Genomic DNA, 24,224 nt, shown 5'->3' on the forward strand with positions numbered 1-24,224 from the left:
GACGGTCGCGACGAAACGCATATCGTCGTCGACGAGCACATCGCGGCGGCGGTCTGATGCCGCTGTAGCACGCTAACAGTACGCCTCGTCGGTGCCAGACTGTTCTTATGGCCCTTCACATCACCGGAGACACAGCCGCCGACGCCCTGCTCACCGACAACCCGTTGGCGCTCCTGATCGGGATGCTGCTGGACCAGCAGGTCCCGATGGAGACCGCGTTCGCGGGTCCGCTCAAGATCGAGCAGCGCACCGGGGCGACGGATGCGGCGACCATCGCCGGCATGGCTCCCGACGTCTTCCTCGAAGCCTTCCGGCAGTCGCCGTCCGTGCACCGGTTCCCCGGGTCGATGGCCGCGCGGGTGCAGACCCTCTGCCAGGAGATCGTCGACCGCTGGGGCGGCGATGCGTCGGCGCTGTGGACCGAGGGAGACCCCTCCGGACCCGAGGTGCTCGACCGACTGCAGGCTCTTCCCGGGTTCGGCGAGCAGAAGGCGAGGATCTTCCTCGCGCTGCTGGGCAAGCAGTACGGCTTCACCGGCGCCGGGTGGCGTGAGGCCGCGGGCGACTACGGCGACGAAGGATCGTTCCGCAGCGTCGCCGACATCGTCTCCCCGGAGTCGCTGACCAAGGTGCGGGAGCACAAGAAGGCCATGAAGGCCGCCGCCAAGGAGACGAGATGAAGCCCACCGGCGACGACGTCGCCGGTCTCATCGCACGATCCAGTCCTGCGGTCCGACGACGCGACGCTGAGACCCTGACCGCGCTGATGCAGGAGATCACCGGCCGCGAGCCGCAGACCTGGGGCACGATCATCGGCTTCGGCGCGTGCCACTACCGCTACCCGACCGGCACCGAAGGCGACAGCGGACTCCTCGGATTCGCACCGCGCAAGGCCGCGACGACGATCTACCTGTTCGAGGGGACGCACGCGCACGCCGACGACCTCACTCGTCTCGGCCCGCACACCACCGGGGTCGGATGCCTGTACATCAAGGACCTCGAGCAGATCGATCTCGATGTGCTCCGCGGGATCCTCGAACGGTCGCTCGCCTGGGTCGAGGCGGGCGGCACGGATCAGGTGCAGCTCACCGTCACGGGCTGATCAGCGCGCGTCACCTGATCAGCGCGCGTCACCTGATCAGCGCGCGTCACCTGGTCAGTGCGCGTACCCGATCAGCGCGACCGGATCCGTTCAGCGACGGCCGGCACCGCGAACACCAGCACGATCGCCGCGACGATGGCGCGGACGATCCAGAGGCCCGGTTCCCAGATGACCTCGTATGCCCCGGGGATGCCGAAGAACGAGGCGATGATCGCGCCCCAGGACGCGCGTCCGCTGCCGTCGGTGTCGACCGACAGACCGCCGATCACGCAGAGGACTCCCACCGCGAGGAGCACGAGGGGCATCATGACGATCCCGGCGCTCGCCTCGCCGCGGGCGATTCTGCCGATCGCCGTCACGAGGTTCACCAGCGGGAAGACGAAGAAGAACCAGACCAGAGCCCCGAGCAGTACGCCCACCACGATGAATATCGGCACCCAGATCAGCATCCAGGGTCCGTCGTCGCCGATGAAGTACTCGGGATCCCGCTTGATCGCGACGACGAAGGCCGCGAGGATCCCGGCCGGCAGCACCGCGAGCATCCACCACAGCACCGGTCTCGGCAGGTGACGACGCTCGGTGCTCCGGGTGATCACGAGCTGGATGACGATCGCCGAGGCGAGCGCAGGGATGCCGAACATCGCCACGAGCGGAGCGATGCCGTCGTTCTCGCGCAGGTCGAGGACCGTCAGGAGCAGCCACGCCAGCGCGACCGCGACCAGCACGACGGCCGCGACGGGTCGCACCGCACCAGCGTCGTCTGCTCCTCGTGCACGACCTCCCCCCGGGATCGTCACGTCAGGCGCCCTTGAGACGCTCCGCCAGGTACTGGTGCAGGGTGTCGATCGAGACGCGCTCCTGGGCCATGGTGTCGCGATCGCGCACCGTGACGGCCCGGTCGTCGAGCGAGTCGAAGTCGACCGTGACGCAGAACGGCGTGCCGATCTCGTCCTGACGGCGGTACCGCCGACCGATCGCTCCGGCATCGTCGAAGTCGACCGCCCACGAGCTGCGCAGCGTGTCGGCGACCTCGCGCGCCAGCGGCGAGAGCCGCTCGTTGCGCGAGAGCGGCAGCACGGCCGCCTTCACCGGAGCCAGACGCGGGTCGAGCTTGAGCACCGTACGCACGTCGGTGCCGCCCTTGGCGTTCGGCACCTGCTCCTCGCGGTAGGCGTCGACGAGGAACGCCATCATCGAGCGCGTGAGACCGAACGAGGGTTCGATCACGTACGGGGTGTACCGGTCGCCGGTGGCCTGGTCGAAGTAGGTGAGGCTCTGCCCCGAGGCCTCGCTGTGGCTCGACAGGTCGTAGTCGGTGCGGTTGGCGACGCCCATGAGCTCGCCCCACTCCTTGCCCGGGAAGCCGAAGCGGTACTCGACGTCGATCGTGCCGGCGGAGTAGTGCGCGCGGTCATCCTCGGGCACGTCGAACTGGCGCATGTTCTCGGGGTCGATGCCCAGATCGATGAACCAGTTCCAGCACGCCTCGACCCAGTGCTCGAACCACTGCGGCGCGTCGGCGGGCGGTGTGAAGAACTCGATCTCCATCTGCTCGAACTCGCGCGTGCGGAAGATGAAGTTGCCGGGCGTGATCTCGTTGCGGAACGCCTTGCCGACCTGGCCGATGCCGAACGGCGGCTTCTTGCGGCTGGCGGTGAGCACGTTCGAGAAGTTCACGAAGATGCCCTGCGCGGTCTCGGGACGCAGGTAGTGGAGGCCCGACTCGTCATCGACGACGCCGAGGTAGGTCTTCACCAGGCCCGAGAACGACTTCGGCTCGGTGTACTGACCCTTGGTGCCGCAGTTCGGGCACGGAACGTCGGCGAGACCGTTCTCGGCCTTGCGTCCCTTGCGCGCCTCGAAGTCCTCGATGAGGTTGTCGGCACGGAAGCGCTTGTGGCAGCTCAGGCACTCGACGAGCGGGTCGGTGAAGGTGGCGACGTGACCCGATGCCTCCCACACGCGCTTGGGCAGGATGATGCTCGAATCGAGCCCCACCATGTCGCCGCGCCCGCGCACGAACGTCTGCCACCATTGGCGGCGGATGTTCTCCTTGAGCTCCGTCCCGAGGGGCCCGTAGTCCCAAGCCGACCTCGAACCGCCGTAGATTTCACCCGCTTGGAAGACGAACCCGCGGTGGCGGGCAAGGGCGATGACCTTGTCGAGACGGGACTGTTCGGCCACGGTGGCTCCAATGGTCGGATGCGGAGAACGCCCGTGATCACGGGCACCTCAATCTTATCCGCGCATGATGGAGCGCAACTCTCACGCCTGGGTGAAGAGATAGCCCTTCGCGACGTCGAACCCGGCGATCTGCAGGCCGCTGCCCAGCAGCCCCTCCATCTGCGCACGCAGGCGCATGCGCCACTCGTGCGCCGCATCCGGATCGGTCTCCCGCAGCGCCTCGATGTCGGCGGGGATCTCCAGCGTCTCGACCACGGTCTCGGCTGCCGGCGCCTTGGCGATGTCGGCGAGCGCCCACTCGACGTCGAGCCGGTCGCTCTCGTCTCCGGCATCCCCTCCCCCGAAGATCCCGTAGCGGTTGATGGAGTAGCCGGTCACCCTCGCCCCGAGCACCGAGAGGAAGAAGTGCGCGTTGCGCGCCACGAGCGGGTCGAAGGTCCACGTGATGCGACCCACGTCGCGCGAGAAGGCCCATTGGCGCTGGTGCTCCTTGAGCTCGCGGCCCCACCCGCGTCCGCGATACTCCGGCAGCAGCGCGGTGATGTGCGAGTGCATGGCCCGCCGTCCGGGCTCACCGAAGAAGGCGATCGAGGCTCCGACCATCCGCTCCTCGCCGCCGTCGACGTCGGAGGCGGCGTCGAAGAGCCCGACGACGTAGTTGCCGGACTGCTGCAGCGCTCGCAGGGTGCCGGCGTCGATGACGCGTTCGGGGCCGCGGATGGAGTCGAGCAGGCCCTGCGCGTCGATGATCAGTTCAACGGTGTCGAGGTCACGGATGGTTCGCACGCCCCCAGTCTGCCCCTCTCGACCGTGATCGCGGAATCGCGCGCCTCGGGACGAGCCGTCAACGGCTGCCCACGAGGGGCGTACCGTGGAGTAATGGCATCCAGCGATACCGCGGCCACCGCGCGCGACACCCGGTTCTTCGGCCAGCCGTGGGCCCTCGTCCACATCTTCGGCGTCGAGATGTGGGAGCGGTTCAGCTTCTACGGCATGCAGGGCATCCTGCTCATCTACCTGTACTTCTCGGTGACCGAGGGCGGACTCGGGCTGCCGCAGGCCGTCGCCGGGGGGATCGTCGGCGCGTACGGCGGCTCCGTCTACCTCTCCACGATCCTCGGCGCCTGGATCGCCGACCGGATGCTGGGATCCGAGCGCGTACTGTTCCTCAGCGCCATCGTGATCGTCGCCGGTCACGTCGCCCTCGCCCTGCTTCCCGGCTTCCTCGGGGTCGGCGTCGGCCTGGTGCTCGTGGCACTCGGATCCGGTGGGCTCAAGGCCAACGCCACCGCGGTCGTCGGCACGCTCTACGGCCCGGACGACACCCGGCGCGATGCGGGTTTCTCGCTCTTCTACCTCGGCATCAACCTCGGCGCCTTCCTCGGCCCGATCCTCACCGGCATCCTGCAGTCGTCCCTCGGCTTCCACTACGGCTTCGGTCTCGCCGCGATCGGGATGGCACTCGGACTCGTGCAGTACTCGTTCGGCCGCCGCGCCCTTCCCGACGAGGCACGACGGGTGCCCAACCCGCTGCCCTCGTCGCGCTACCCGCTGGTGGCGATCGTCGCCGTCGCCGCGGTAGCACTCATCGTCGTGCTCGTCCTCGTCGGCGTCATCCGAGCCGACAACCTGGCGACCATCGTGATCATCGGCACGGTGGTGGCGACGGTCGCGTACTTCGCCGTCATCCTCACCAGCCGCCGCATCGACGCCACCGAGCGCTCGCGCGTCTGGGGCTTCCTGCCCCTGTTCGTCACCAGCGTCGCCTTCTGGTCGCTGTACCAGCAGCAGTTCACCGTGCTGACGGTCTACTCGGACGAGCGGCTCGACCGGAACATCTTCGGCTTCGAGATGCCGGTCTCCTGGGTGCAGTCGATCAATCCGGTGTTCATCATCATCCTGTCCGGCATCTTCGCCGCGATCTGGACCCGTCTGGGCACTCGCCAGCCGTCGACCCCGGTGAAGTTCGCGTTCGGCGCGATCATCATGGGCGCGGCCTTCCTGCTCTTCCTGCCGTTCGCGGGCGGTGGGGCGAACTCCACCCCCCTTCTGGCGATCGTCGGGATCCTCTTCGTCTTCACGATCGCCGAGCTGCTCATCTCGCCGGTCGGTCTGTCGGTGACGACGAAGCTCGCGCCGCGGGTGTTCCACACGCAGATGGTGGCGCTCTTCTTCCTGTCGATCGCGCTCGGCACCGCGATCTCCGGCTGGCTCGTGCGGTTCTACGACCCCGAGAACGAGGTGCCGTACTTCTCGATCCTCGGCGGCATCGCGATCGTCGTCGGCATCGGTCTGCTCCTCGCGGTCAAGCCCGTGCTGCGTCTCATGAAGGGCGTCAGCTGACGGTGGGCGGGCGGCGAGGAGCCGCCGCCCGCGCCCCGATGTCGGGATCGCCGATAGCCTGAGGCGATGGGAGAGAACGACGATCGCGCACGCCGACGGCTCTCCAGGACACCTCCTCGATGGGCGATCGTGGCGGTCCTCGCCTTCGCGGGGCTCTGCTCGTCGTTCATGTTCACCCTCGTCGTGCCGCTGCAGGCCGAGCTCCCGCGACTGCTGAACGCGTCGCGCGAGGACACCACGTGGGTCGTCACGATCACCCTGCTCGTGGCTGCCGTCGCGACGCCGATATCCGGCCGCCTCGGCGACATGTACGGCAAGCGCCGCGTCGTCATCGTGCTGCTCGGACTCCTGATCGTCGGCTCCCTCATCGCGGCACTCTCCGGCTCGATCGTCGGGGTGATCATCGGACGCGCGCTGCAGGGCGCCGTCACCGGTGTGGTGCCGTTGGGAATCGCGATCATGCGCGACGTGCTGCCCCCCGAGCGTCTCGGCACGGCCGTCGCCCTCATGAGCGCGACCATGGGAGTCGGCGGGGCGATCGGGATGCCGGTCGCGGCACTCCTCGCCGAGAACGCCGACTGGCACTGGCTGTTCTGGCTGGCCGCCGGGCTCGGCCTCATCGGCCTCGCGCTCGTGCTCGTCGTGGTTCCCGAAGACGTCCTCCGCTTCCCCGGCCGCCTCGACGTCCTCGGCGCCATCGGCCTGGCGATCGGTCTCACCGGCATCCTGTTGTTCGTCTCCCGCGGTGCGGAGTGGGGCTGGACCGCTCCGCTCACCCTGACCTGCATCATCGGCGGAGTCGGCGTGCTGCTCGCCTGGGGGTGGTACCAGCTGCGCACGGCTGATCCGCTGCTCGACCTGCGCGTCGCCGCCCGCCCGGCCGTGCTGTTCACGAACATCGCGGCCATCGGCATGGGCTTCGCACTCTTCGCCTCGAACGTGACCTTCCCGCAGCTGCTGGAGATGCCCGTGGCGGCGGGCTCGGGATTCGGGCTCGACATGGTCTCGGCGGCCCTCGTGATCATGCCCGCGGGTCTCGTGATGATGGTCATCTCGCCCCTGTCCGGCTGGCTCGAGCGCACCGTCGGCCCTCGGCCTCTCTTCACGGTCGGCGCCGGCGCCATCGTGCTCGCCTACGTGTTCGTGCTGCTGTGGTCGAGCGAGGTCTGGCACATCTTCGTCGGCAACCTGCTCATCGGCGTCGGCATCGGATTCACGTTCGCGGCAATGCCCATGATCATCATGCGGTCGGTGCCGACGAACGAGACGGGGGCGTCGAACGGACTGAACGCCCTCTTCCGCTCGGTCGGCACCTCCAGCGCATCGGCGGTGATGGGCGGCGTCCTCGCGGCGATGAGCGTCGACGTCGGAGGGGTGTCGGTGCCCACGCGCGCGGCGTTCGACCTGTGCTTCTGGCTGGCGATCGCCGCCGGCATCGTCGCTCTCGTGCTGTCGCTGTTCATCCCGCGCCAACGGACGGCGGAACAGCATCCCTCGCTGCCGAGCTGAACGGTCAGGCGCGAGCGGTCAGGCGCGAGCGTCAGAACACCCGCGGATCGGGATCCGTCGGGCGCGGCGGGCGCGGCGGGCGCAATCGATCGGGGAGGGGCCAGCCGAGCACGAACGGCGTCGACGGCGGGCGGGTGACGTCGCCGAAGTCATCGATCTTCACCAGGATTCGCCCCGTCGTGCCGTCGTCATCGGGTGTGACCTCGACGATGCGCACGCGCAGCGGCTGGTCGCCCTCGCCCTCGCCCTCGAGCATCCAGGGATCCGCGAGCCAGGCGATCCCCCGCTCTTCGAGCGCGGCCTCCGCCTCGAGCCACCCGGTCGGGCCGGATGCCGGGCGACCGAGCACATCGACGGCGACCCAGTCGCCGCCCTCGGGGTGGATCCAGCCGAGCAGCTCGCCGTCGTCGCGGCGATGAGGGGTCCAGTCGGGAAGCGGCATCCCCCGATGCTAGCGAGCACGCGGGCCGACTGCCGGCCGAATACGCGGGAGCTCAGTGCGTGTACTCCATGAGCTCGACGCCCAGCACGCGGAAGACGTCGTGGGCGCGCAGTCGGTGCGTGATGGAGAGGTCGTCGAAGCAGACGATCAGCGAGTAGGCGACGCCCGCGCGGGGGCCTGCGAGCACTCCCGCCTCGGCACGCACACCGCGATCGCGGCCCGTCTTGTTCACGAAGAGCAGACCGTGCGCATCGTGGTCGTGCGAGAACGGGTCGAGGCCGGTGGCCGCGGCCACGAGGCTGAGGTCCTGGTTGAGACTCAGCCACTCTGACACCTGAGCGCTGACCGGAGGGCTGACGACCTGCGAATTCACGAGGGCGGAGAACAGCCCGGCGAACTCGCGAGCGGAGCCGACGGCGACCTGCGGGGCGTCATCGGGGCCGCGCTCGTCGCGGAACCGGTCGAGCAGAGCGGTGCGGCGCAGACCGAGACTCTCGATGCGCTCGCGCACCCGATCGTGCCCGACCTTCTGCAGCAGCGCGTTCACGGCGATCGGGTCGCCCGCGGTCGCCGCGAGCACGGCGAGGTCCTCGAGCGGCAGGGCCGGAGCATGCAGATGCCGCCAGACCCCCGACGTCGACACCGGATCGATCGAGGCGCGGTCGACGATCTCGAGCGGGTCGAGGGTGCCGTCATCGAAGCCCTTCGCGACCTCGATGAGCAGGGGGACCACCCCGAGACCCGCGACGGGCATGGTCACATGATCGTCGCCCGCGAGGACGTGCACGTGGTTGTCGAGGTCGACGACGTGCACCGAGACCTGCGCCCCCGCATCCGCCAGCTGCTCGAGTGCGCGCAGCGTCGAGGTGAAGGACCGGCGCCCTGCTGCAGCGCGCCGCGGAACACGGCGGCTGGTCCGCTGAGAGCGGCGCAGCGAGGCCAGGGACGGCCCGTCGACAGGCTCGGGAGCACCCACGCGTGATCCTTAACAGGGGGGTTGGATTGGCGGGATGCTGCGGGGTTCCTCCCCCGCAGCACGGATATCGTAACCCCGCCGAGTGAGGATGCCCTACCCACTCCGGCAATCGGTCATCAGATCGTCACGCGGCGGTAAGCAGGGCACCCCGGCAGGGCGCAGGACATCACCGACCGGGTGTCACCAGATCGTCACCCGCGAGTCCTGCGGCAGCCACAGGGCGTCGGATTCGGTCACGGCGAAGGCCTCGTAGAACGCGTCGATGTTGCGGACGATCTGGTTGCATCGGAACTCGTTCGGCGAGTGCGGGTCGATGGTCAGCAGCCGCAGAGTCTCGGCCTCACGGCTCTTCTGCTGCCACACCTGCGCCCACGACAGCAGCAGGCGCTGCACACCCGTGTAGCCGTCGATCACGGGCCCTTCGACAGGCTCAGGGCCTGAGGCGTTCGAGCGAAGCGACAGCTCGTACGCCTTCAGCGCGATGCCGAGGCCGCCGAGGTCGCCGATGTTCTCGCCGATCGTGAGGGCGCCGTTCACGTGGTGCTCGGCGTCGAGCCCTTCGGGCACCAGCTCGTCGTACTGGGCGATCAGGGCCTTCGTGCGCTCCTCGAACGCCGAGCGATCGGCATCCGTCCACCAGTCCTCGAGCTTGCCGTCGCCGTCGTAGCGGCTGCCCTGGTCGTCGAAGCCGTGCCCGATCTCGTGCCCGATGACCGCCCCGATGCCGCCGTAGTTCGCCGCTGCATCGCGAGACGCGTCGAAGAACGGGTACTGCAGGATCGCCGCCGGGAAGACGATCTCGTTCATCGACGGGTTGTAGTACGCGTTCACCATCTGCGGCGGCATGTGCCATTCGTCGCGGTCGATGGGTGCGCCGACCTTGGCGACGTTGCGGTCGTGCTCGAAGATCGCGGCGCGGCGCACGTTGCCGAACAGGTCGGAACGGTCGATCGCGAGCGATGAGTAGTCACGCCAGACCGCGGGGTGACCGATCTTCGGGGTGAAGGAGTCGAGCTTCGCGAGCGCCCGCTCGCGGGTCTCCGCCGTCATCCACTCGAGGTCGGTGATGCTCTGCCGGTAGGCCTCGATGAGGTTCGCGACGAGCTCGTCCATCGCCGCCTTCGCCGTCGGCGGGTAGTGGCGCTCGACGTACACCTTGCCGATCGCCTCGCTCAGCGCGCTCTCGGTGACCGAGACACCGCGCTTCCACCGCTCGCGGATCGTGGGCACCCCGGTGAGCTCGGTGCCGTAGAACGAGAAGTTCTCCTGCACGAAGTCGTCGGTCAGATAGGGCGCTGCGGCATGGACGACCTGCGCGCGCAGCCAGGCCTTCCAGTCGTCCAGCCGCTCGGCGACGAGAAGGCCGCCGAGCCCCTCGAGGAAGCTGGGCTGCGACACGACGACCTCGGCGAACGCCTCCGGATGCTCCGGGGCGACCGCGTCGCGCCACGGAGTGAGGTCGACGCCGGCGAGCTCCTGGATCTCGTCCCAGGTCTTGAGGTTGTAGGTGGCGACAGCGTCGCGGCTGCGCACGTTGTCCCAGTGGTGTCCCGCCAGCTCCGTCTCGAGCGCGATCGCCCTGTCGGCGGTCGCCCCGGCGTCCTCGATGTGGGCGAGGGTCAGCAGCCGCTCGAGGTGCGACCGGTACGCAGCCCGCGTCTCGGCGAACGTGTCGAGCCGGAAGTAGCTCTCGTCCGGCAGCGAGAGCCCGGACTGCACGACGACCGGCAGATAGCGCTCGGGGTTGCCCGGGTCGCCGTCGACGTAGAAGCCGATCAGGTGGGCGCGGCCGTCGCGGTCGTAGGCGCCCGCGATGCGGAGGAGCTCGGGGATGTCGTCGATCGCGTCGATCTCCGACAGCGTCGAGACGAGCGGGGTGGCGCCGGCCGCGGCGATGCGCTCGGTGTCCATGAAGCTCGCGAAGAGGTCGCCGATCTTGCGGGCGAGGGTGCCGTCCTCGGCATCCTGCGACTCCTCGATGATGGCGCGGACGTCCTTCTCGGCCTGCTCGGCGAGCAGGTGGAAGGAGCCCCACCGGGCCTTGTCTCCGGGAATCTCGGTGCGCTCGAGCCAGGCGCCGTTGACATGGCGGTACAGGTCGTCCTGCGGGCGGATGTCGGAACTGAACTCGGAGGTCTCGAGGCCGGAGGGGAGCACGTCGGTCATGCGAACAGCCTATGACCCGCCGGGGACAACCCGGATGATCACCAGCCGGTGTGCAGCAGCGACTGCACCAGGATCGCGAATCCGATCTGTCCGATCAGCAGCCCTCGACGCACCCTCGGTCCGAAGAGGGCGAGACCGAGCGTGGCCCACGGAACGAACGGCAGCCAGATGCGTTCGACCTCCGCCCTGCTCATGTTCGAGAGGTCGGCGAGCATCACCATCAGCCATCCGGCGGCGCACAGGATCACCACGATCACGCGCGGGTCAGGGCGGATGCTTCGCCGTGCGGCCCCGTCTTCCGGCGCGCGTCCCCTGATCGATCCGACCGCCCACGCGCCCACGGCGACGAGAGACGCGCCGATCGCAGGACCGGCGCTCACCGCGAACGCCGCCAGGTTGCCCCACAGCCAGTAGCCCGGCGGTCTGCGAGAGGCGACGCCGTCCCAGTACCGCTGCTGCAGCACCGGGAAGGCCTCCCACCAGGCGAATCCGTTCAGCGCGAACAGGAGGACGACCGCGAGAGCCGCGGCAGCCGCGATGACGAGTGGTACCCATGACCGCCCGGCGATGAGCACCGCCACGGCGAGGACGCCGAGCAGCGGCAGCCCGTACGACATCATGACGCAGTACCCGAGCAGAAGGCCGGCGACGACCGACCAGATGACGCGGCTCGCGCCCCTCGTCGCCGTCGCGAGCGCCAGCGTGCACACGCCCCAGGCCGCCACCGCCATGAACATGCCGTCGCCCGACACGGCGACCCAGATCGCCGACGGGGTGAACACGAGGAAGGGCGCTGCCCGACGGGCGAGGTCTCCGGCCCCGAGCGCCCGCATCGTGATCAGCACCGCCATCACGGTGGTCGCCCCCAGCAGCAGCACCACCGCCCCCGCGGCGAGTGCGCTCCCCAGCCCCACCCGCACGAGCAGGACGAAGAAGAGCAGGGCGCCTGGCGGATGCCCCGCGATGTGCACCGGCCAGTTGTCCTCGTGCGCGTAGGGGATGCGCTCGACGTACTCACGGAGGGTCGCGCCGACGTCGTCGATCTCGCGCGCCGTGTTCAGATACTCGTACCGATGGTCGAGGATCGTGCCGATGCCGTCGAGCCCGTCGACCGTCGCGAGCGCGAACAGCCAGAGCGCGGAGGCGCCGAACGAGATCAGCAGCAGGCGCCCCCAACGCAGCGACTCGGCCAATCGGGGCCCCCAGATCACGCCGGCCGCACCCAGCAGCACCGCCAACGGGGTCCCGGGCCCCAGGCGCGGCATCCATTCGGCGTGCAGGGGCGGGAACGACTTGACCCTGACGTTCCATCCGGTCATCGCGGGTATCGCGATGGCGGCGGCGATCAGGATCACGGCTCCCGCCGCACCCCAGACCGCCGCCCTCGCCCGGGGGCGCGTCCCGCCTGCGCTCATCCCCCGGCCACCCGCTCGCGCAGCGGCTCTCGGGCGAACTCGCTCACGCCGTCGTCGAAGCCCACGGCGGGATGCCATCCGAGCTCCCGCGTGATCCGATCCGCGGACGCGGTGATGTGTCGGACGTCGCCCAGGCGGAACTCCCCTGTGCGAACGGGCGTCGGCCCTCCGAAAGCGCGCGCGAGCGCATCCGCGAACTCGCCTATGGTGTGCGGCACACCCGTCGCGACGTTGAATGCCCGGGCGGCGCCGCCCTCGACGTGCTGCGTCCACCGGAGCGCCGAGATGTTCGCACGAGCGACATCGCGGACATGGATGAAGTCGCGCTTCTGATTCCCGTCCTCGAAGACGCGAGGCGCCTCGCCCCTCTCCAGCGCCGATCGGAACAGCGATGCGACCCCCGCGTACGGCGTGCCCTGCGGCATCCCCGGGCCGTAGACGTTGTGATACCGCAACAGGGCGGCCGCTCCTCCGCCCTGCGACCAGGTGCGGGCCAGCAGCTCCTGCTCGAGCTTCGTCGCCGCGTACACGTTGCGGGGATCGCAGGGCTGATCCTCCCCGATCGCGACCGGCTCGAGCACCTCGCCCGTCCGTTCCGAGAGAGGCTCGAAGCGTCCGGCCTCGAGATCGGCTCGACGGCGCGGTGGAGGCTGCATCCGCCGATCTCCGTCGAGGTAGAGCCCCTCGCCGTAGACGACCATCGACGAGGCGAGCACGAGCCGTTCGACGCCGACCGCAGCCATCGCGGCGAGCAGCCCCGCTGTGCCGAGGGAGTTGGTGGAGACGTAGTCGGGCGCATCACGGATGCCGACCCCCAGCCCGACTTTGGCTGCCTGATGGCATACGGCATCGACGCCGCGCAGCGCGTCGCGCACGGCATCCTCGTCGCGCACGTCGGCCAGCACGAACTCGACGTCCGTGCGCGAGGGGCGCCCGGGCCCGTGGACGTCGGGACGCAGCGAATCGAGCACGCGCACCTGCCAGCCCTCGGCGAGCGCCTCGTCGACGATCGCCGAGCCGATGAAACCGGCGCCGCCGGTGATCAGCAGCCGCCCCATCATGCCTGCGCGCTGATGATGAGGTCGACGGCCTCCGGAGCAAGCCGGGGCGTGGGTTCGTGGTCGGCGGGGATCGCGGCGATGATCGCCGCGACCGCTGCGCTCAGGCGTGGCTGCGCCCCGGCCATCACGGCGAACACGCGCTCGGCCGTGGCGGACGTGTCGGTGTCGGTGTCACCGTGCTCGGTGTCGGTGTCGGTCACGATCGCGATGTTCAGGTGGGCGAAGCCCAGCTCCGCGGCGAGCGCCGCCTCGGGCAGCTGGGTCATATTGACCAGCTGCGCGCCCATCGCCCGGTGCCAGGCCGCCTCGGCGGCCGTCGCGAATCGCGGCCCTTGGATCACGACGCTCGTGCCGGCCGGATGAACCCGCTCTCCCGCGTCGTCGAGCACGGCGAACGCGATCTCCCGCAGACGCCGATCGTAGGGCTCGGCGAACGGAAGATGCTGCACTCCGGCACCCCCCGGCTCTCCGTCGAAGTAGGTGTCCGCGCGACCGTGAGTGCGGTCGATGAGCTGGTCCGTGAGCACGAAGTCACCGGGGCCCAGCCGGGCGTCCAGCCCGCCGACCGCGTTGGTCGAGACGAGCACACGCGCCCCCAGGGTCCGCAGTCCCCACAGCAGCGCCCGCGCGTTGACCCGGTGCGGCGGCATCCGATGCCCGGCTCCGTGTCGAGGAGCGAACGCCACCCGGCGCCCGGCGAGGTCGCCCACGGCGATCTCGGGAACCGTCCCCCAGGGCGATTCCCGCGGAGGATGCACGACGCGATCGCCGAGTTCGAGGCCTTCGAATCCTGATCCTCCGATCACCGCGATCTCGATCGCACCGTCAGTCGGCGTCTTCGCTGCTGCGCTCATCCCTCCAGACTGGCGAGGAGCGCCCACCCGACGGTGCACCTTTTCCTTACATCGCGGTGACAACTCCGATCCGGCCCGCAGGCGTCATCGCTCTGTAAGCGGATTCGCGCCATCGAGCAGGACGGCGTTCCCATACTGAGGACATGGGAGCGCGGGAATGACCGGATCGATCACCGAGCGGATGTCCGTCGCGCTGCAGGATCGGTCGACGCGAGTGCAGCGCGCCTTGGGCTCGCCCCTGCGGACGACGCGGAACGCGGTCGTGGTCGGACGCCTGCTCGGTGCGGCCTTCGTCGTCTGCTTCCTCACCGGCCTCTACAGTCATCTGCTGCAGGATCCCCTGCCCTGGCTGCCGCTTCCCGTGGCACCGATCCATCTCTACGCCTGGACCCAGGGCGCGCATGTCGTGGTCGGCTCCGCGCTCATCCCCCTGCTGCTGGCGAAGCTCTGGGTCGTGTTCCCGAAGCTCTTCGCCTGGCCGCCGGTGCGCAGCCTCTCTCACCTCCTCGAGCGGGTGAGTCTCGCCGTGCTCGTCGCCACCGCGCTGATGGAGCCGATCACAGGCGTCCTCAACGTGCTGCAGTGGTACCCGTGGGACTTCTCGTTCCGCCGCACCCACTTCGCCCTGGCCTGGGTGCTGATCGGCGCCATGGCCGTGCACATCGCTGTGCACCTGCCCGCGATCGTGCGCGCCTGGGGTGCGGGGTCGGAGTCGGGAACCGAGCCGGGATCCCAGACGGCGCACCGGTCGGAGGGAGCCTCGGATGAGCGATGACCTCTCGCGGCGCCGGTTCCTCTGGGGAGTCGGTGCCGGTTCCGCTCTCCTCGGCGCGGCCGCCCTGGCGCACTCCGTGTCGCCACTGGGTCCCTTCAGCCTGAAGGAGCCCCGGTCGAGATCGGCCAGCCCCCAGGATCTCCCCGTGAACCGCTCGGCACGTCAGGCCGACGTGACCGCCCTCGCTCTCGACCCCGAGTGGACGCTGCGGCTCGTCGGCCGATCGACCCTCGCCCTCTCGCTCGCCGATCTGGACGCCCTCGCGCAGAGCGCCGAGGTGCTGCCGATCTCCTGCGTGGAGGGATGGACGGTCGATGCGACGTGGACGGGCGTGCCACTGCGGGACCTGCTCGACCTCGTCGATGCACCCGAGGACGCCACCGTCCGCGTGCGGAGCATGCAGCGACGCGGCGCCTTCGGCGAGACGACGATGTCCGCGCCCTACGCGCGGGACCCTCGGACCCTCGTGGCCCTGCGCGTGAACGGAGAGCGCCTCGACCTGGACCACGGATTCCCCGCGCGGATCATCGCGCCCGGCCGGCCCGGCGTGCTGCAGACGAAGTGGCTGATGTCGATCGAGGAGGCGTGATGCGCGCCGCCCGGACGACGCTCGTCCTCATCGGCATCCTGCTGCTCGGATGCGGGGGATGGTGGCTGCTGACGAGGCAGGATGTTCCCCAGCTGATCGGCGTTCTCGTCTGGCTGATCGCCGTGGTCGTCATCCATGACGGATTCCTCGTCGTGGTCAGCGCCGTGCGACACCGTCTGCGTCGCTCAGAGCCGACGCTCGACGCGGACGAAGGCTCGCCCTGAGACCTCCCATGTCTCGGTGATCTCGAGACGTGACCCCTTCAGGCGAGTGCGCAGCGCGGCGGCGCCGACGTCGTACCAGGGGAAGGGCGAGCTCGATCGACCGTCCTCGTCGACCACCGTCGCCGCGTAGCCGCGGTCGGTCGTCGGCTCGGGATCGACCTCGACGAAGATGCTGCCTCGCGTCGAGATGATCTGCGCGCAGCGCTCGAGCAGCACGTGCGGCGCCCCTCCGATGCCGATGTTCCCGTCCATCAGGAGCAGAGCCCTCCAAGAGCCCTCCTGGGGAAGCGGTTCGAAGACCGAGCGATGCAGAGCGGGCAGTCCGCGCTGTCTCGCATGCTCGACAGCGGTCCGGGACACGTCGACGCCGAGGCTGAGACGCCCCGCGAGGATCGCCGCATGGACGATCCGCCCCGGCCCGCACCCGACGTCGAGCACCGGACCGCGGATGCGCGCGATCACCGAGTCGTCGGCAGCATCGGCGGCGGCGAGGAACCGGCCGATCTCGACGCGTCGCCCGCTGCCCTCGCCGATCTCGACCAGCCGCAGAGTGCCTCCGCCGTTCCGCAGCGCGATGTCGTACGGTGCGTCGCCGCCTGCCCCGAAGTGCGCCGCCGGTGAGCTCACGATGCACCACCGCGTTCCGCTGTCGGGTGGGATGCGTCGAGCACCCCGAGCTCGGGCAGCAGTCGGGCGAGACGGCCTCCCGGCACCAGATCGCGGGACACCTCGCGGAGCGATGCGAGGTCGTCGATGTCCGTGAGCGCGGCGACCTCGGCGACCCGCAGGCCCGCGTCGACCAGCCGTGCCCGCTGCCTCCGCCCCGTCTCGGCCGTCGACATCGGCACGCCGCGCACGAGGTCACCGCGTCGGAGGCCGACGAGCCGTTCCGATCGCGGACCTTCGAGGCCGAGCAGCCAGAAGCCTCCGTCGTGAGCCGCTCCGAAGAACGCGTCGACGTCGTCCGGCCAGTCCGCCGCGATGCCCACGAGCAGCTGCGGATCGCACTGAGGGGTGTCCATGCCGATGAGCAGGACGCGCCCGTCCACCGCATCGAACGCAGCGGCGATGCGCTCGTCGAGTCCGCCCGCGACCTGCGGGATCACCGCGACGCCCGCGGGCACCGGAACCTCGCCCTGGGCGCACACGACCACGTCGAGACCGGTGCCGACCACGGTGTCGAGCGTGTCCGCCAGGCTCGCGGCGGCCACGCGGGCCGCATCGTCGAGCGTGAGCGGAGGATGCAGTCTGGTCTTGACCCGACCGGGCAGGCACTCCTTCGCCATGACCACGATGGTGGTCGTCGTCGCGCTCATGCCAGTCTCCGCAGCATCCGCTGCATGTCGCCGACAGCGGTGATCGTGCCGTGCACCGTTCCGGTGACCTTCGATCGACCGGATCTCGGGTGGTAGTCGACGTCGACCTCGGCGATGCGGAGTCCGGCCGACCAGGCTCGGAGAAGCAGCTCGAGAGGGTAGCCGCTGCGCCGGTCCTCCATGCCCAGAGCGAGCAGCTGATCACGTCGCCCGGCGCGGAACGGGCCCAGATCGCGCAGGGTGAGCCCCGTGCGCCGACGGACGGTCGAGAGCAGAGCAGTGTTCGCGACGCGTGCGTGCACCGGCCAGGCGCGTACGCTCACAGGGCGACGTCGCCCGAAGACGAGGTCGCTGTCGCCGCGGAGCACCGGCCCGGCGACGCGATCGAGCTGGCCCAGATCGAACGACCCGTCGGCATCGCAGAACGCGACCACCGGAGCGGTCGCAGCGCACAGTCCCGCGTGCACGGCCGCTCCGTAGCCGCGGCGCTCGGCATCGACGACCAGGGCTCCCGCGCTGCGGGCGATCGCCGCCGACTCGTCGGTGGACCCGTTGTCGACGACGATGGCGCGCGCTCCCTCGGGAAGCCCGGCGAGGACGCCGGGCAGCGCGGCCGCCTCGTTCAGACACGGGAGGACGACGTCGGTGCGGATGCTCATACCGAGACGCTAGGGATCGTCGGGCGTCGGCCACCCGGTCAACTCCTTACGAATCGAGGAAGGATGCTCTCGGCGGCCGAATCCGTCCACCCCCGGCGGATACCCGACCATACGATGAGACCATGTCGCAGACCCGAGGTGACGACGCAGATCTCGCGGATCGCCGCGTGCTCGTGATCGAGGACGATCCGACGGTGAACGAGGTCGTGCACACCTACCTGCGCGCCGCCGGCTATCTCGTCGACACGGCGACCGACAGCTTCTCGGGGCTTGCGGCGGTCGCCGAGACGTCGCCCGATCTCGTCGTGCTCGACAGGATGCTCCCGGGCATCGACGGGTCCGAGGTCTGTCGGCGCATCCGCGCGGAGTCCACGGTGCCGATCATCATGCTCACCGCGCTCGGCTCCGAGGAGGACCGCATCGACGGGCTGGAGGCCGGCGCGGACGACTACGTGGTCAAGCCGTTCTCGCCGAGGGAGCTGGTTCTCCGGGTCACCTCGGTGCTGCGGCGGAGCCTGCCCGAGTACGCCAGAGAGGCGCCGTTCGACATCGGTCCGTTCCGGCTCGACCCCTCAGCGCGCATCGTGACCAGAGACGGCGTCCCGCTGGAGCTGTCGGTCCGGGAGTTCGACCTGTTCGCCTTCTTCCTCAAGCACCCGAGACAGACCTTCGATCGGCCGACCCTGCTGAGAGGCGTGTGGGGATGGGACATCGGCGACCTCTCGACCGTCACCGTCACCACCCGCCGTCTGCGCGAGAAGATCGAGGACGACCCCGGCAACCCGCGCGTCCTCATCACGGTGTGGGGTGTCGGATACCGGCTCGAGCTGGAGACGCCCTGATGCCGTTCGCCGACGTCGTGGCGATCGCGGGCATCGCCCTGGCATGGGCACTGCTCGTCAGCGCCCTGGGCGTGATCTCCCTGTGGCTGCTGCGACGCCGGTCGCTGATGCTGCAGATGAGCGTCGTGATCCTCGCCGTGGTGCTCTCGCTCGCTGCGGGCGTGCTCGCCGTCGCCGAAGCGATGTACATCTCGCCGCACGACCTCCTCGTCGTCGTCGTCGTCACGGTCATCTCGGCCGTCGTGGCGCTGATCGTGGCCTTGCTGATGGCCGCGCAGCTCGTGCGCGGCGCGCGCTCACTGGAACGACTCACCCACTCCGTCGGCGACGGCGAGCGGCTCCACCGTTCAGAGCGGCTCGCCGTGAATGCGGACTTCGCCCGGGTCGCGCAGGAACTCATCTCCACCAGCGAGCGTCTGGCCGCCGCCCGCGACGAGGTGCAGCTGCTCGATCGTTCGCGACGGGAACTGATCGCCTGGATCTCGCACGACCTGCGGAGCCCCCTCGCGGGCCTCCGCGTGATGACCGAGGCCCTCGACGACGGGCTCGCCGAGGACCCGGCACGATTCCATCGTCAGATGCGCCGCCAGATCGACCACATGACGGATCTCGTCGACAGCCTGTTCCAGCTCTCGAAGATCACGTCGGGAACACTCGTCCTCGAGCTCGAGCCGATGTCGTTGCACGACCTCGTCAGCGACGCGGTGGCCGAGCTCGCCCCGATCGCGCGGGCGAAGCAGATCGCGCTCGTCGAGCTGTCGAGTCCCGATCACGTCGTCGTCGGCGATGCGCGCGAGCTGGCTCGAGTGATGGTGAATCTGCTCGCCAATGCACTCGAGCACACCCCGAACGGCGGCACCATCCGCATCAGCACCGCGCGCGAAGACGAGGCGATGGTGCTCTCCGTGCGCGATTCGGGCACCGGCATCGCCCATGACGACCTGACGCGGGTGTTCGAGCCGGGATGGCGCGGCACTGACGCCCGCACGCCGAGGGACGGCATCCACGGCACCAGCGGTGCCGGGCTGGGCCTCGCGATCGCGCGCGGGATCGTCGAGGCGCACCGCGGCGAGATCAGCGCCCACAACGACGGCACCGGATCCCGGTTCGACATCCGGCTGCCCACCGCGGTCTGACGGCGGAGTCGACCCGTACCGCAGGATCTCCGCCTGCGGCTTCAGCCTCTGCGGCGGATGCCGAACCGGCGCCGCCTCTGCGGCTGCGGCGTCTCCTCGGCGCGCGCGGCGAAGCGGGCCGCTCGACGTTCCGCCCAGGCCGCCACCTCGGCATCGATGTCCCGCGGGGTCGTCACGACGGGCGGGCCGCCCTGCAGCTGGCGGCGCGCCTCGATGACGCGGCGATTGAAGTCCGCCAGCACGTCTCGCACGTCGGACTCGCGTCCGAGGAGGTCGAGCTGGTCGTCGAGGTCGCGATCTTCCGTGCGGAGCAGGATGGCAGGCGGACCGAGGCCCGTCAGGTTCTCCTGTTCGATCTTCCGGCGGATCCACCAGTCGGGGTCGTGATGCGTGCCGAGGCCCTCGATCGGCTTGCCCGCCCCCGGCAGGTCGTCGAAGTCGCCGCGGCGGATGGCGACCTGGATCGCGGTCTCGATGAACGCCGCACGATCCGTGGCCGCTGAGATCTCGGGCGCCTGACCTGAGTCGGCATCCTCCTCGGAGCTCCCCTGCTGCTGCCGCGCGCGATATCTCGCCGCGGCCTCCCGTGGATCCGTCATGATGCACCTCCGTCGCATCCGGTGCTTCCAGGGTACGACCGGAGGGGCGGCAGAGGCTCCGTCCGCGGCAGCCCATAGGCTCGGAGCATGACCGGGCGCACCCTCAACCGAGAGATCCTGCGCCTCGCCGTCCCCGCGCTCGGCGCCCTCATCGCCGAGCCGGCGTTCCTCATCGTCGACGCGGCGCTCGTGGGCCACCTGGGCACCACGCCGCTCGCCGGTCTCGGCATCGCGGGCGCGGTGCTGCAGACGATCGTCGGCCTCATGGTCTTCCTCGCCTACTCGACCACTCCGGCCGTCGCCCGGCTGTTCGGCGCCGGTCGGCCCGGCGAGGCGGTCTCGGTCGGCATCAACGGCATGTGGCTCGCCCTCGCGATCGGGGCGGTGCTGGCCGCCGCGGGAGCCGCATCCTCACCCTGGCTCGTCTCGCTGTTCGGCGCGAGCGACGCCGTGGCCGCCGACGCCAACGCGTACCTCGTCATCTCGATGTGGGGCCTTCCGGCGATGCTGATCGTCTTCGCGGCCACGGGTCTGCTCCGCGGGATGCAGGACACGGTGACGCCGCTGTGGATCGCCGGCCTCGGCTTCGGCGCGAACGCGCTGCTCAACGTCCTCTTCATCTACGGCCTGGGCTGGGGCATCGCGGGGTCGGCCGCCGGCACCGTCGTCGCGCAGTGGGGCATGGTCGGCGCCTACGTGCTCGTGATCCGTCGGCTCGCGACCAGACACGACGCCTCGCTGCGGGCACGACGCGAAGGCCTCGGCAGCACCGCCCGGTCGGGCGGATGGCTGTTCCTCCGCACCGTGAGCCTGCGTCTTGCTCTCCTGGCGACCGTCGCCGTCGCGACCGGCATCGGCACCGGCGAGCTCGCGGGCTGGCAGATCGTCTTCACCATCTTCTCGGCCGCCGCCTTCGCCCTCGATGCGCTGGCCATCGCCGCCCAGGCGCTCATCGGCAAAGAGCTGGGCGCAGGCGACGAGCGGCAGGTGCAGCGCGTGCTCGGGCGCACGGTGGCCTGGGGCGCGTGGTTCGGCGTCATCGTCGGGGCGCTCATCGCCGCTCTCTCCGGCGTGCTCGGCATCGTGTTCACGGGAGATGCGCGCGTCGCGGAACTCGTGCAGCCCGCGCTTCTCGTGCTGGCGCTGGCGCAGCCGGTCGCCGGGGTGGTGTTCGTGCTCGACGGGGTCCTGATGGGCGCGAACGACGCCCGCTACCTGGCCCTTGCGGGCGGCCTGAACCTCGTGCCGTTCCTTCCCGCGCTCTGGATCATCGCGGCGACCGGCGTCGACGGCTGGGCAGGGCTGGTCTGGCTCGCGGTCGCGTTCTTCGGCGTGTACCTGCTCGCGCGCCTGGCGACGCTCGGATGGCGGGTGCGCTCAGGACGCTGGCTCACCGCCGGCGGCTGACGGGCCGTCGGCTCACACGCCCTCGAGCTCGGCGATCACGATCTTCTTCATCTGCATGAACGCCTGGATCTGCTCGGGACGCTGCTGCAGCAGATCGAGGCCCGCCGGGACGATCTGCCAGCTCACGCCGAACCGGTCCTTGCACCAGCCGCACGCCTCGGCCTCGGGCACGGCGGAGAGCGCCGCCCAGTAGCGATCGATCTCGGCCTGATCCTCACAGGCGACCACGAACGAGATGGACTCGTTGAAGGCGAACTCCGGCCCGCCGTCGAGGCATCCGAACGGCATCCCGTTCAGGGTGAACTCGCCGTTGATGACCTTGCCGCCCATGCCCTGGAAGTGGCGGTCGAGCGACTCGTCGGGATAGTGGACGACCGCATCGACGGACGAGTTCGGGAAGACGGAGACGTAGTAGTCCATCGCCTCCTGCGCACGGCCGTCGAACCAGAGGAACGGACGGATGGGGGTCAGATCTGCCATGGCGGTCTCCTCGATCGGCACTCACGCTACGCCGGTCGCCGGACCGTGTCGAGGGGGTCAGTCCGCGTGCCTGCGGCACCACTCGTACATGATCACGGCGGCTGCGGCACTGGCGTTGATCGAGCGGGTCGAGCCGTACTGGGTGATCTCCACATGGGCGGATGCCGCGGCGAGCGCCGCATCCGACAGTCCGGGTCCCTCCTGTCCGAACAGGAGGACGCAGCTCTGGGGCAGCTCGGCACGGTCGACCCGCACGGCGCCCTCGACGTTGTCGACCGCGATGATGGGGATGCCTTCGCCCTGCGCCCAGGCGGCGAAGGACTCGACGTCGTCGTGGTGCACGACGTGCTGGTAGCGGTCGGTGACCATGGCGCCGCGCTTGTTCCAGCGCCGGCGCCCGATGATGTGCACGGTGTCGGCGAGGAACGCGTTGGCGCTGCGCACGATCGAGCCGATGTTCATGTCGTGCTGCCAGTTCTCGATGGCGACGTGGAACGGATGCCGCTTCGTGTCGAGATCGGCGACGATCGCCTCCATGCGCCAGTAGCGGTAGCGGTCGATCACGTTGCGGGTGTCCCCCGAGGCGAGCAGCTCGCGGTCGTACCGGGGGTCGTCCGGCCATTCCTCCTCGCCGCCGGGCCACGGCCCGACGCCATGACCGGGCTGCGCGGGTGAGTCGTTCGCGTCCTCGGCACCGGCCGACGTCTCGTGCTGCATCCGCTCAGGCTAGCCGCCGTGCGCGAATCCGATATTTAGGTATGCCGAAAAGTCGGCTACGATTTCGGCATGCCTAAAACTGCAGCGATCGACGGCGCTCCCTCGGTGCGGGCCACCGCGCCCCGCAGCCTCTGGCTGCTCGGGCCCGCCCTCGTCGCCGGCGTCGCCTATCTGGATCCGGGCAACGTCGCGAGCAACATGACCGCGGGCGCCCAATACGGCTACCTGCTCGTCTGGGTCGTGGTCGTCGGCAACATCATGGCCTGGCTCATCCAGTACCTCTCCGCCAAGCTCGGCGTCGTCACCGGGCAGAGTCTGCCGGAGGTCCTGGGCAGCCGCCTCACGAAGCCGTGGGCGCGACGGGCCTATTGGCTGCAGGCCGAACTCGTCGCCATGGCGACCGACCTCGCGGAGGTCATCGGCGGCGCCGTGGCCCTGTATCTGCTGTTCGACATCCCGCTGCTGCTCGGCGGACTCATCACCGGGGCGGTGTCGATGATCCTCCTCGCCGTGCAGAGCCGCCGCGGGCCGCGGACCTTCGAGTTCGTGATCATCGGTCTCATGGCGATCATCGCCGTGGGTTTCGTCGCCGGACTCTTCATCGCTCCTCCGGATGCCGCGGGCGTGGCCTCGGGTCTCGTGCCTCGATTCGAGGGCACCGGGTCGGTGCTGCTCGCAGCCTCCATCCTCGGCGCGACGATCATGCCGCACGCGATCTACGCGCACTCCTCCCTGACCCGTGACCGATTCGGCTCCGCAGCGGTCCACGCGCCGACCGAGGCGGCCCGCACCGAGACGTCACGCATCCGACGCCTGCTGACCGCCACCCGCTGGGACGTGACCATCGCCATGGTGATCGCCGGGACGGTGAACCTCGGCATCCTGCTTCTGGCCGCCGCGAACCTCGCCGGGGTCGAGGGGACCGACTCGCTCGAGGGCGCCCACGCCGCCCTCGAGGCCGGACTCGGGTCGGTCGTGGCGACGTTCTTCGCCATCGGACTCCTCGCATCGGGTCTCGCCTCCACCTCGGTCGGCGCGTACGCGGGTGCGGAGATCATGCACGGCCTGCTGCACGTGCGCATCCCCCTGCTCGCGCGCCGACTGGTGACCCTCGTGCCCGCCCTCGTGATCCTGGGTCTCGGCGTCGACCCGACCCTCGCGCTCGTGCTCAGCCAGGTGGTGCTGTCCTTCGGCATCCCGTTCGCACTGATCCCGCTCGTGGCCCTCACCGCGCAGCGGCGGACCCTGGGCCCGTGGGCGAACCGGGTGTGGACGACGACGGCCGGCATCGTGGCATCCGTCCTGCTCATCACCCTCAACGGCACGCTGCTCTGGCTGGTGCTCACCGGGGCGTGAGCGCCCGACGCTCCTGCCACGCCCCCGCGAGGCACGCAGAACCGCCCCGAGCCGGCACGGGAAGGAGTCGGC

26 protein-coding genes are annotated in these 24,224 nt (G+C 69.9%); 11 read left to right on the top strand and 15 right to left on the bottom strand.

Annotation, left to right across the window (positions count from 1 at the left end; translation table 11 throughout):
- Nucleotides 1-107: 107 nt before the first annotated feature.
- Both BN2660_RS04100 and BN2660_RS04105 read left to right on the top strand, forming a co-directional pair.
- Nucleotides 108-680, top strand: coding sequence for an HhH-GPD-type base excision DNA repair protein (locus tag BN2660_RS04100; protein ID WP_091227645.1), 573 nt, complete (start codon nucleotides 108-110; stop codon nucleotides 678-680).
- Complete coding sequence (locus tag BN2660_RS04105; protein WP_091227647.1) at nucleotides 677-1,102, top strand: DUF1801 domain-containing protein; 426 nt, start codon at nucleotides 677-679, stop codon at nucleotides 1,100-1,102. The genes BN2660_RS04100 and BN2660_RS04105 overlap by 4 nt, the downstream gene beginning before the upstream one ends.
- 71 nt (nucleotides 1,103-1,173) lie before the next feature.
- On the opposite strand, the gene BN2660_RS04110 is transcribed toward BN2660_RS04105, so the two are convergent.
- From BN2660_RS04110 to BN2660_RS04120, 3 genes are all read right to left on the bottom strand, one after another.
- Nucleotides 1,174-1,848, bottom strand: coding sequence for a hypothetical protein (locus tag BN2660_RS04110; RefSeq protein ID WP_091227649.1), 675 nt, complete (start codon nucleotides 1,846-1,848; stop codon nucleotides 1,174-1,176).
- Between the two features lie 52 nt (nucleotides 1,849-1,900).
- Nucleotides 1,901-3,286, bottom strand: a complete 1,386-nt coding sequence (locus BN2660_RS04115) for a glycine--tRNA ligase (RefSeq protein ID WP_091227652.1) — start codon at nucleotides 3,284-3,286, stop codon at nucleotides 1,901-1,903.
- A gap of 81 nt (nucleotides 3,287-3,367) precedes the next feature.
- The gene (locus tag BN2660_RS04120; protein WP_091227654.1) at nucleotides 3,368-4,072 is read right to left on the bottom strand and encodes a GNAT family N-acetyltransferase; all 705 of its coding nucleotides are present in this window, start codon (nucleotides 4,070-4,072) and stop codon (nucleotides 3,368-3,370) included.
- Between the two features lie 93 nt (nucleotides 4,073-4,165).
- On the opposite strand from BN2660_RS04120, the gene BN2660_RS04125 reads away from it, so the two are divergent.
- Entirely contained in the window at nucleotides 4,166-5,629 is a 1,464-nt protein-coding gene (locus BN2660_RS04125; protein ID WP_091227656.1) for a peptide MFS transporter, read from the top strand.
- Nucleotides 5,630-5,695: 66 nt separating this feature from the next.
- Nucleotides 5,696-7,138 (top strand): MFS transporter, encoded by a 1,443-nt coding sequence (locus BN2660_RS04130; RefSeq protein ID WP_091227659.1) that lies wholly within the window; start codon nucleotides 5,696-5,698, stop codon nucleotides 7,136-7,138.
- Nucleotides 7,139-7,169: 31 nt separating this feature from the next.
- Here BN2660_RS04130 and BN2660_RS04135 read toward each other — a convergent pair whose 3' ends face one another.
- From BN2660_RS04135 to BN2660_RS04160, 6 genes are all read right to left on the bottom strand, one after another.
- Nucleotides 7,170-7,580: a hypothetical protein gene (locus BN2660_RS04135; protein WP_091227661.1), complete on the bottom strand. Its 411-nt coding sequence runs from the start codon at nucleotides 7,578-7,580 to the stop codon at nucleotides 7,170-7,172.
- Nucleotides 7,581-7,632: 52 nt separating this feature from the next.
- Nucleotides 7,633-8,556, bottom strand: a complete 924-nt coding sequence (locus BN2660_RS04140) for a serine hydrolase (RefSeq protein WP_255305016.1) — start codon at nucleotides 8,554-8,556, stop codon at nucleotides 7,633-7,635.
- Between the two features lie 180 nt (nucleotides 8,557-8,736).
- Complete coding sequence (locus BN2660_RS04145) at nucleotides 8,737-10,722, bottom strand: M13 family metallopeptidase (RefSeq protein ID WP_091227663.1); 1,986 nt, start codon at nucleotides 10,720-10,722, stop codon at nucleotides 8,737-8,739.
- 38 nt (nucleotides 10,723-10,760) lie between these two features.
- Entirely contained in the window at nucleotides 10,761-12,137 is a 1,377-nt protein-coding gene (locus BN2660_RS04150) for a hypothetical protein (protein ID WP_091227665.1), read from the bottom strand.
- Nucleotides 12,134-13,195, bottom strand: a complete 1,062-nt coding sequence (locus BN2660_RS04155) for an NAD-dependent epimerase/dehydratase family protein (RefSeq protein WP_218054099.1) — start codon at nucleotides 13,193-13,195, stop codon at nucleotides 12,134-12,136. The genes BN2660_RS04150 and BN2660_RS04155 overlap by 4 nt, the downstream gene beginning before the upstream one ends.
- Nucleotides 13,195-14,052 (bottom strand): MTAP family purine nucleoside phosphorylase, encoded by an 858-nt coding sequence (locus BN2660_RS04160; RefSeq protein ID WP_091227670.1) that lies wholly within the window; start codon nucleotides 14,050-14,052, stop codon nucleotides 13,195-13,197. Before BN2660_RS04160 ends, BN2660_RS04155 begins: the two co-directional genes overlap by 1 nt.
- A gap of 157 nt (nucleotides 14,053-14,209) precedes the next feature.
- Between BN2660_RS04160 and BN2660_RS16740 the strand changes: the two genes are divergently transcribed.
- The 3 genes from BN2660_RS16740 to BN2660_RS04170 are packed head-to-tail and all read left to right on the top strand — an operon-like array spanning nucleotide 14,210 to nucleotide 15,640.
- Nucleotides 14,210-14,827 (top strand): hypothetical protein, encoded by a 618-nt coding sequence (locus BN2660_RS16740; RefSeq protein ID WP_255305017.1) that lies wholly within the window; start codon nucleotides 14,210-14,212, stop codon nucleotides 14,825-14,827.
- Complete coding sequence (locus BN2660_RS16745; RefSeq protein ID WP_255305018.1) at nucleotides 14,817-15,416, top strand: molybdopterin-dependent oxidoreductase; 600 nt, start codon at nucleotides 14,817-14,819, stop codon at nucleotides 15,414-15,416. Before BN2660_RS16740 ends, BN2660_RS16745 begins: the two co-directional genes overlap by 11 nt.
- Nucleotides 15,416-15,640: a hypothetical protein gene (locus BN2660_RS04170; RefSeq protein WP_091227672.1), complete on the top strand. Its 225-nt coding sequence runs from the start codon at nucleotides 15,416-15,418 to the stop codon at nucleotides 15,638-15,640. Before BN2660_RS16745 ends, BN2660_RS04170 begins: the two co-directional genes overlap by 1 nt.
- Here BN2660_RS04170 and BN2660_RS04175 read toward each other — a convergent pair.
- The 3 genes from BN2660_RS04175 to BN2660_RS04185 are packed head-to-tail and all read right to left on the bottom strand — an operon-like array spanning nucleotide 15,602 to nucleotide 17,615.
- Entirely contained in the window at nucleotides 15,602-16,267 is a 666-nt protein-coding gene (locus BN2660_RS04175) for a class I SAM-dependent methyltransferase (protein WP_091227675.1), read from the bottom strand. The two genes, BN2660_RS04170 and BN2660_RS04175, sit on opposite strands and share 39 nt — an antisense overlap.
- Nucleotides 16,264-16,956 carry a TIGR04282 family arsenosugar biosynthesis glycosyltransferase gene (locus tag BN2660_RS04180; RefSeq protein ID WP_091227677.1) on the bottom strand — a complete coding sequence of 231 codons (693 nt, stop codon included), beginning with the start codon at nucleotides 16,954-16,956 and terminating at the stop codon, nucleotides 16,264-16,266. Before BN2660_RS04180 ends, BN2660_RS04175 begins: the two co-directional genes overlap by 4 nt.
- Entirely contained in the window at nucleotides 16,953-17,615 is a 663-nt protein-coding gene (locus BN2660_RS04185; protein ID WP_091227679.1) for a glycosyltransferase family 2 protein, read from the bottom strand. The genes BN2660_RS04180 and BN2660_RS04185 overlap by 4 nt, the downstream gene beginning before the upstream one ends.
- Nucleotides 17,616-17,737: 122 nt before the next feature.
- On the opposite strand from BN2660_RS04185, the gene BN2660_RS04190 reads away from it, so the two are divergent.
- Both BN2660_RS04190 and BN2660_RS04195 read left to right on the top strand, forming a co-directional pair.
- Complete coding sequence (locus tag BN2660_RS04190; protein ID WP_091227681.1) at nucleotides 17,738-18,457, top strand: response regulator transcription factor; 720 nt, start codon at nucleotides 17,738-17,740, stop codon at nucleotides 18,455-18,457.
- Nucleotides 18,457-19,593 (top strand): sensor histidine kinase, encoded by a 1,137-nt coding sequence (locus BN2660_RS04195; protein ID WP_091227684.1) that lies wholly within the window; start codon nucleotides 18,457-18,459, stop codon nucleotides 19,591-19,593. Before BN2660_RS04190 ends, BN2660_RS04195 begins: the two co-directional genes overlap by 1 nt.
- Before the next feature lie 41 nt (nucleotides 19,594-19,634).
- Here BN2660_RS04195 and BN2660_RS04200 read toward each other — a convergent pair whose 3' ends face one another.
- Nucleotides 19,635-20,192: a DnaJ family domain-containing protein gene (locus tag BN2660_RS04200; protein ID WP_255305019.1), complete on the bottom strand. Its 558-nt coding sequence runs from the start codon at nucleotides 20,190-20,192 to the stop codon at nucleotides 19,635-19,637.
- Nucleotides 20,193-20,279: 87 nt separating this feature from the next.
- Here BN2660_RS04200 and BN2660_RS04205 point away from each other — a divergent pair, with 87 nt between their 5' ends.
- A complete protein-coding gene (locus BN2660_RS04205) occupies nucleotides 20,280-21,599 on the top strand; it encodes an MATE family efflux transporter (RefSeq protein WP_091227690.1) in 1,320 nt (439 codons plus the stop codon).
- Between the two features lie 12 nt (nucleotides 21,600-21,611).
- Here BN2660_RS04205 and BN2660_RS04210 read toward each other — a convergent pair whose 3' ends face one another.
- Together BN2660_RS04210 and BN2660_RS04215 are read right to left on the bottom strand one after the other, a co-directional pair.
- Nucleotides 21,612-22,079, bottom strand: coding sequence for a VOC family protein (locus BN2660_RS04210; protein ID WP_091227693.1), 468 nt, complete (start codon nucleotides 22,077-22,079; stop codon nucleotides 21,612-21,614).
- Between the two features lie 57 nt (nucleotides 22,080-22,136).
- A complete protein-coding gene (locus BN2660_RS04215; RefSeq protein WP_091227696.1) occupies nucleotides 22,137-22,796 on the bottom strand; it encodes a TrmH family RNA methyltransferase in 660 nt (219 codons plus the stop codon).
- A gap of 69 nt (nucleotides 22,797-22,865) precedes the next feature.
- On the opposite strand from BN2660_RS04215, the gene BN2660_RS04220 reads away from it, so the two are divergent.
- Nucleotides 22,866-24,152 carry an Nramp family divalent metal transporter gene (locus tag BN2660_RS04220; protein ID WP_091227698.1) on the top strand — a complete coding sequence of 429 codons (1,287 nt, stop codon included), beginning with the start codon at nucleotides 22,866-22,868 and terminating at the stop codon, nucleotides 24,150-24,152.
- Nucleotides 24,153-24,224 lie beyond the last annotated feature (72 nt).

The sequence above is a fragment of the Microbacterium sp. 3J1 genome, assembly GCF_001049495.1.
GTDB lineage: Bacteria > Actinomycetota > Actinomycetes > Actinomycetales > Microbacteriaceae > Microbacterium.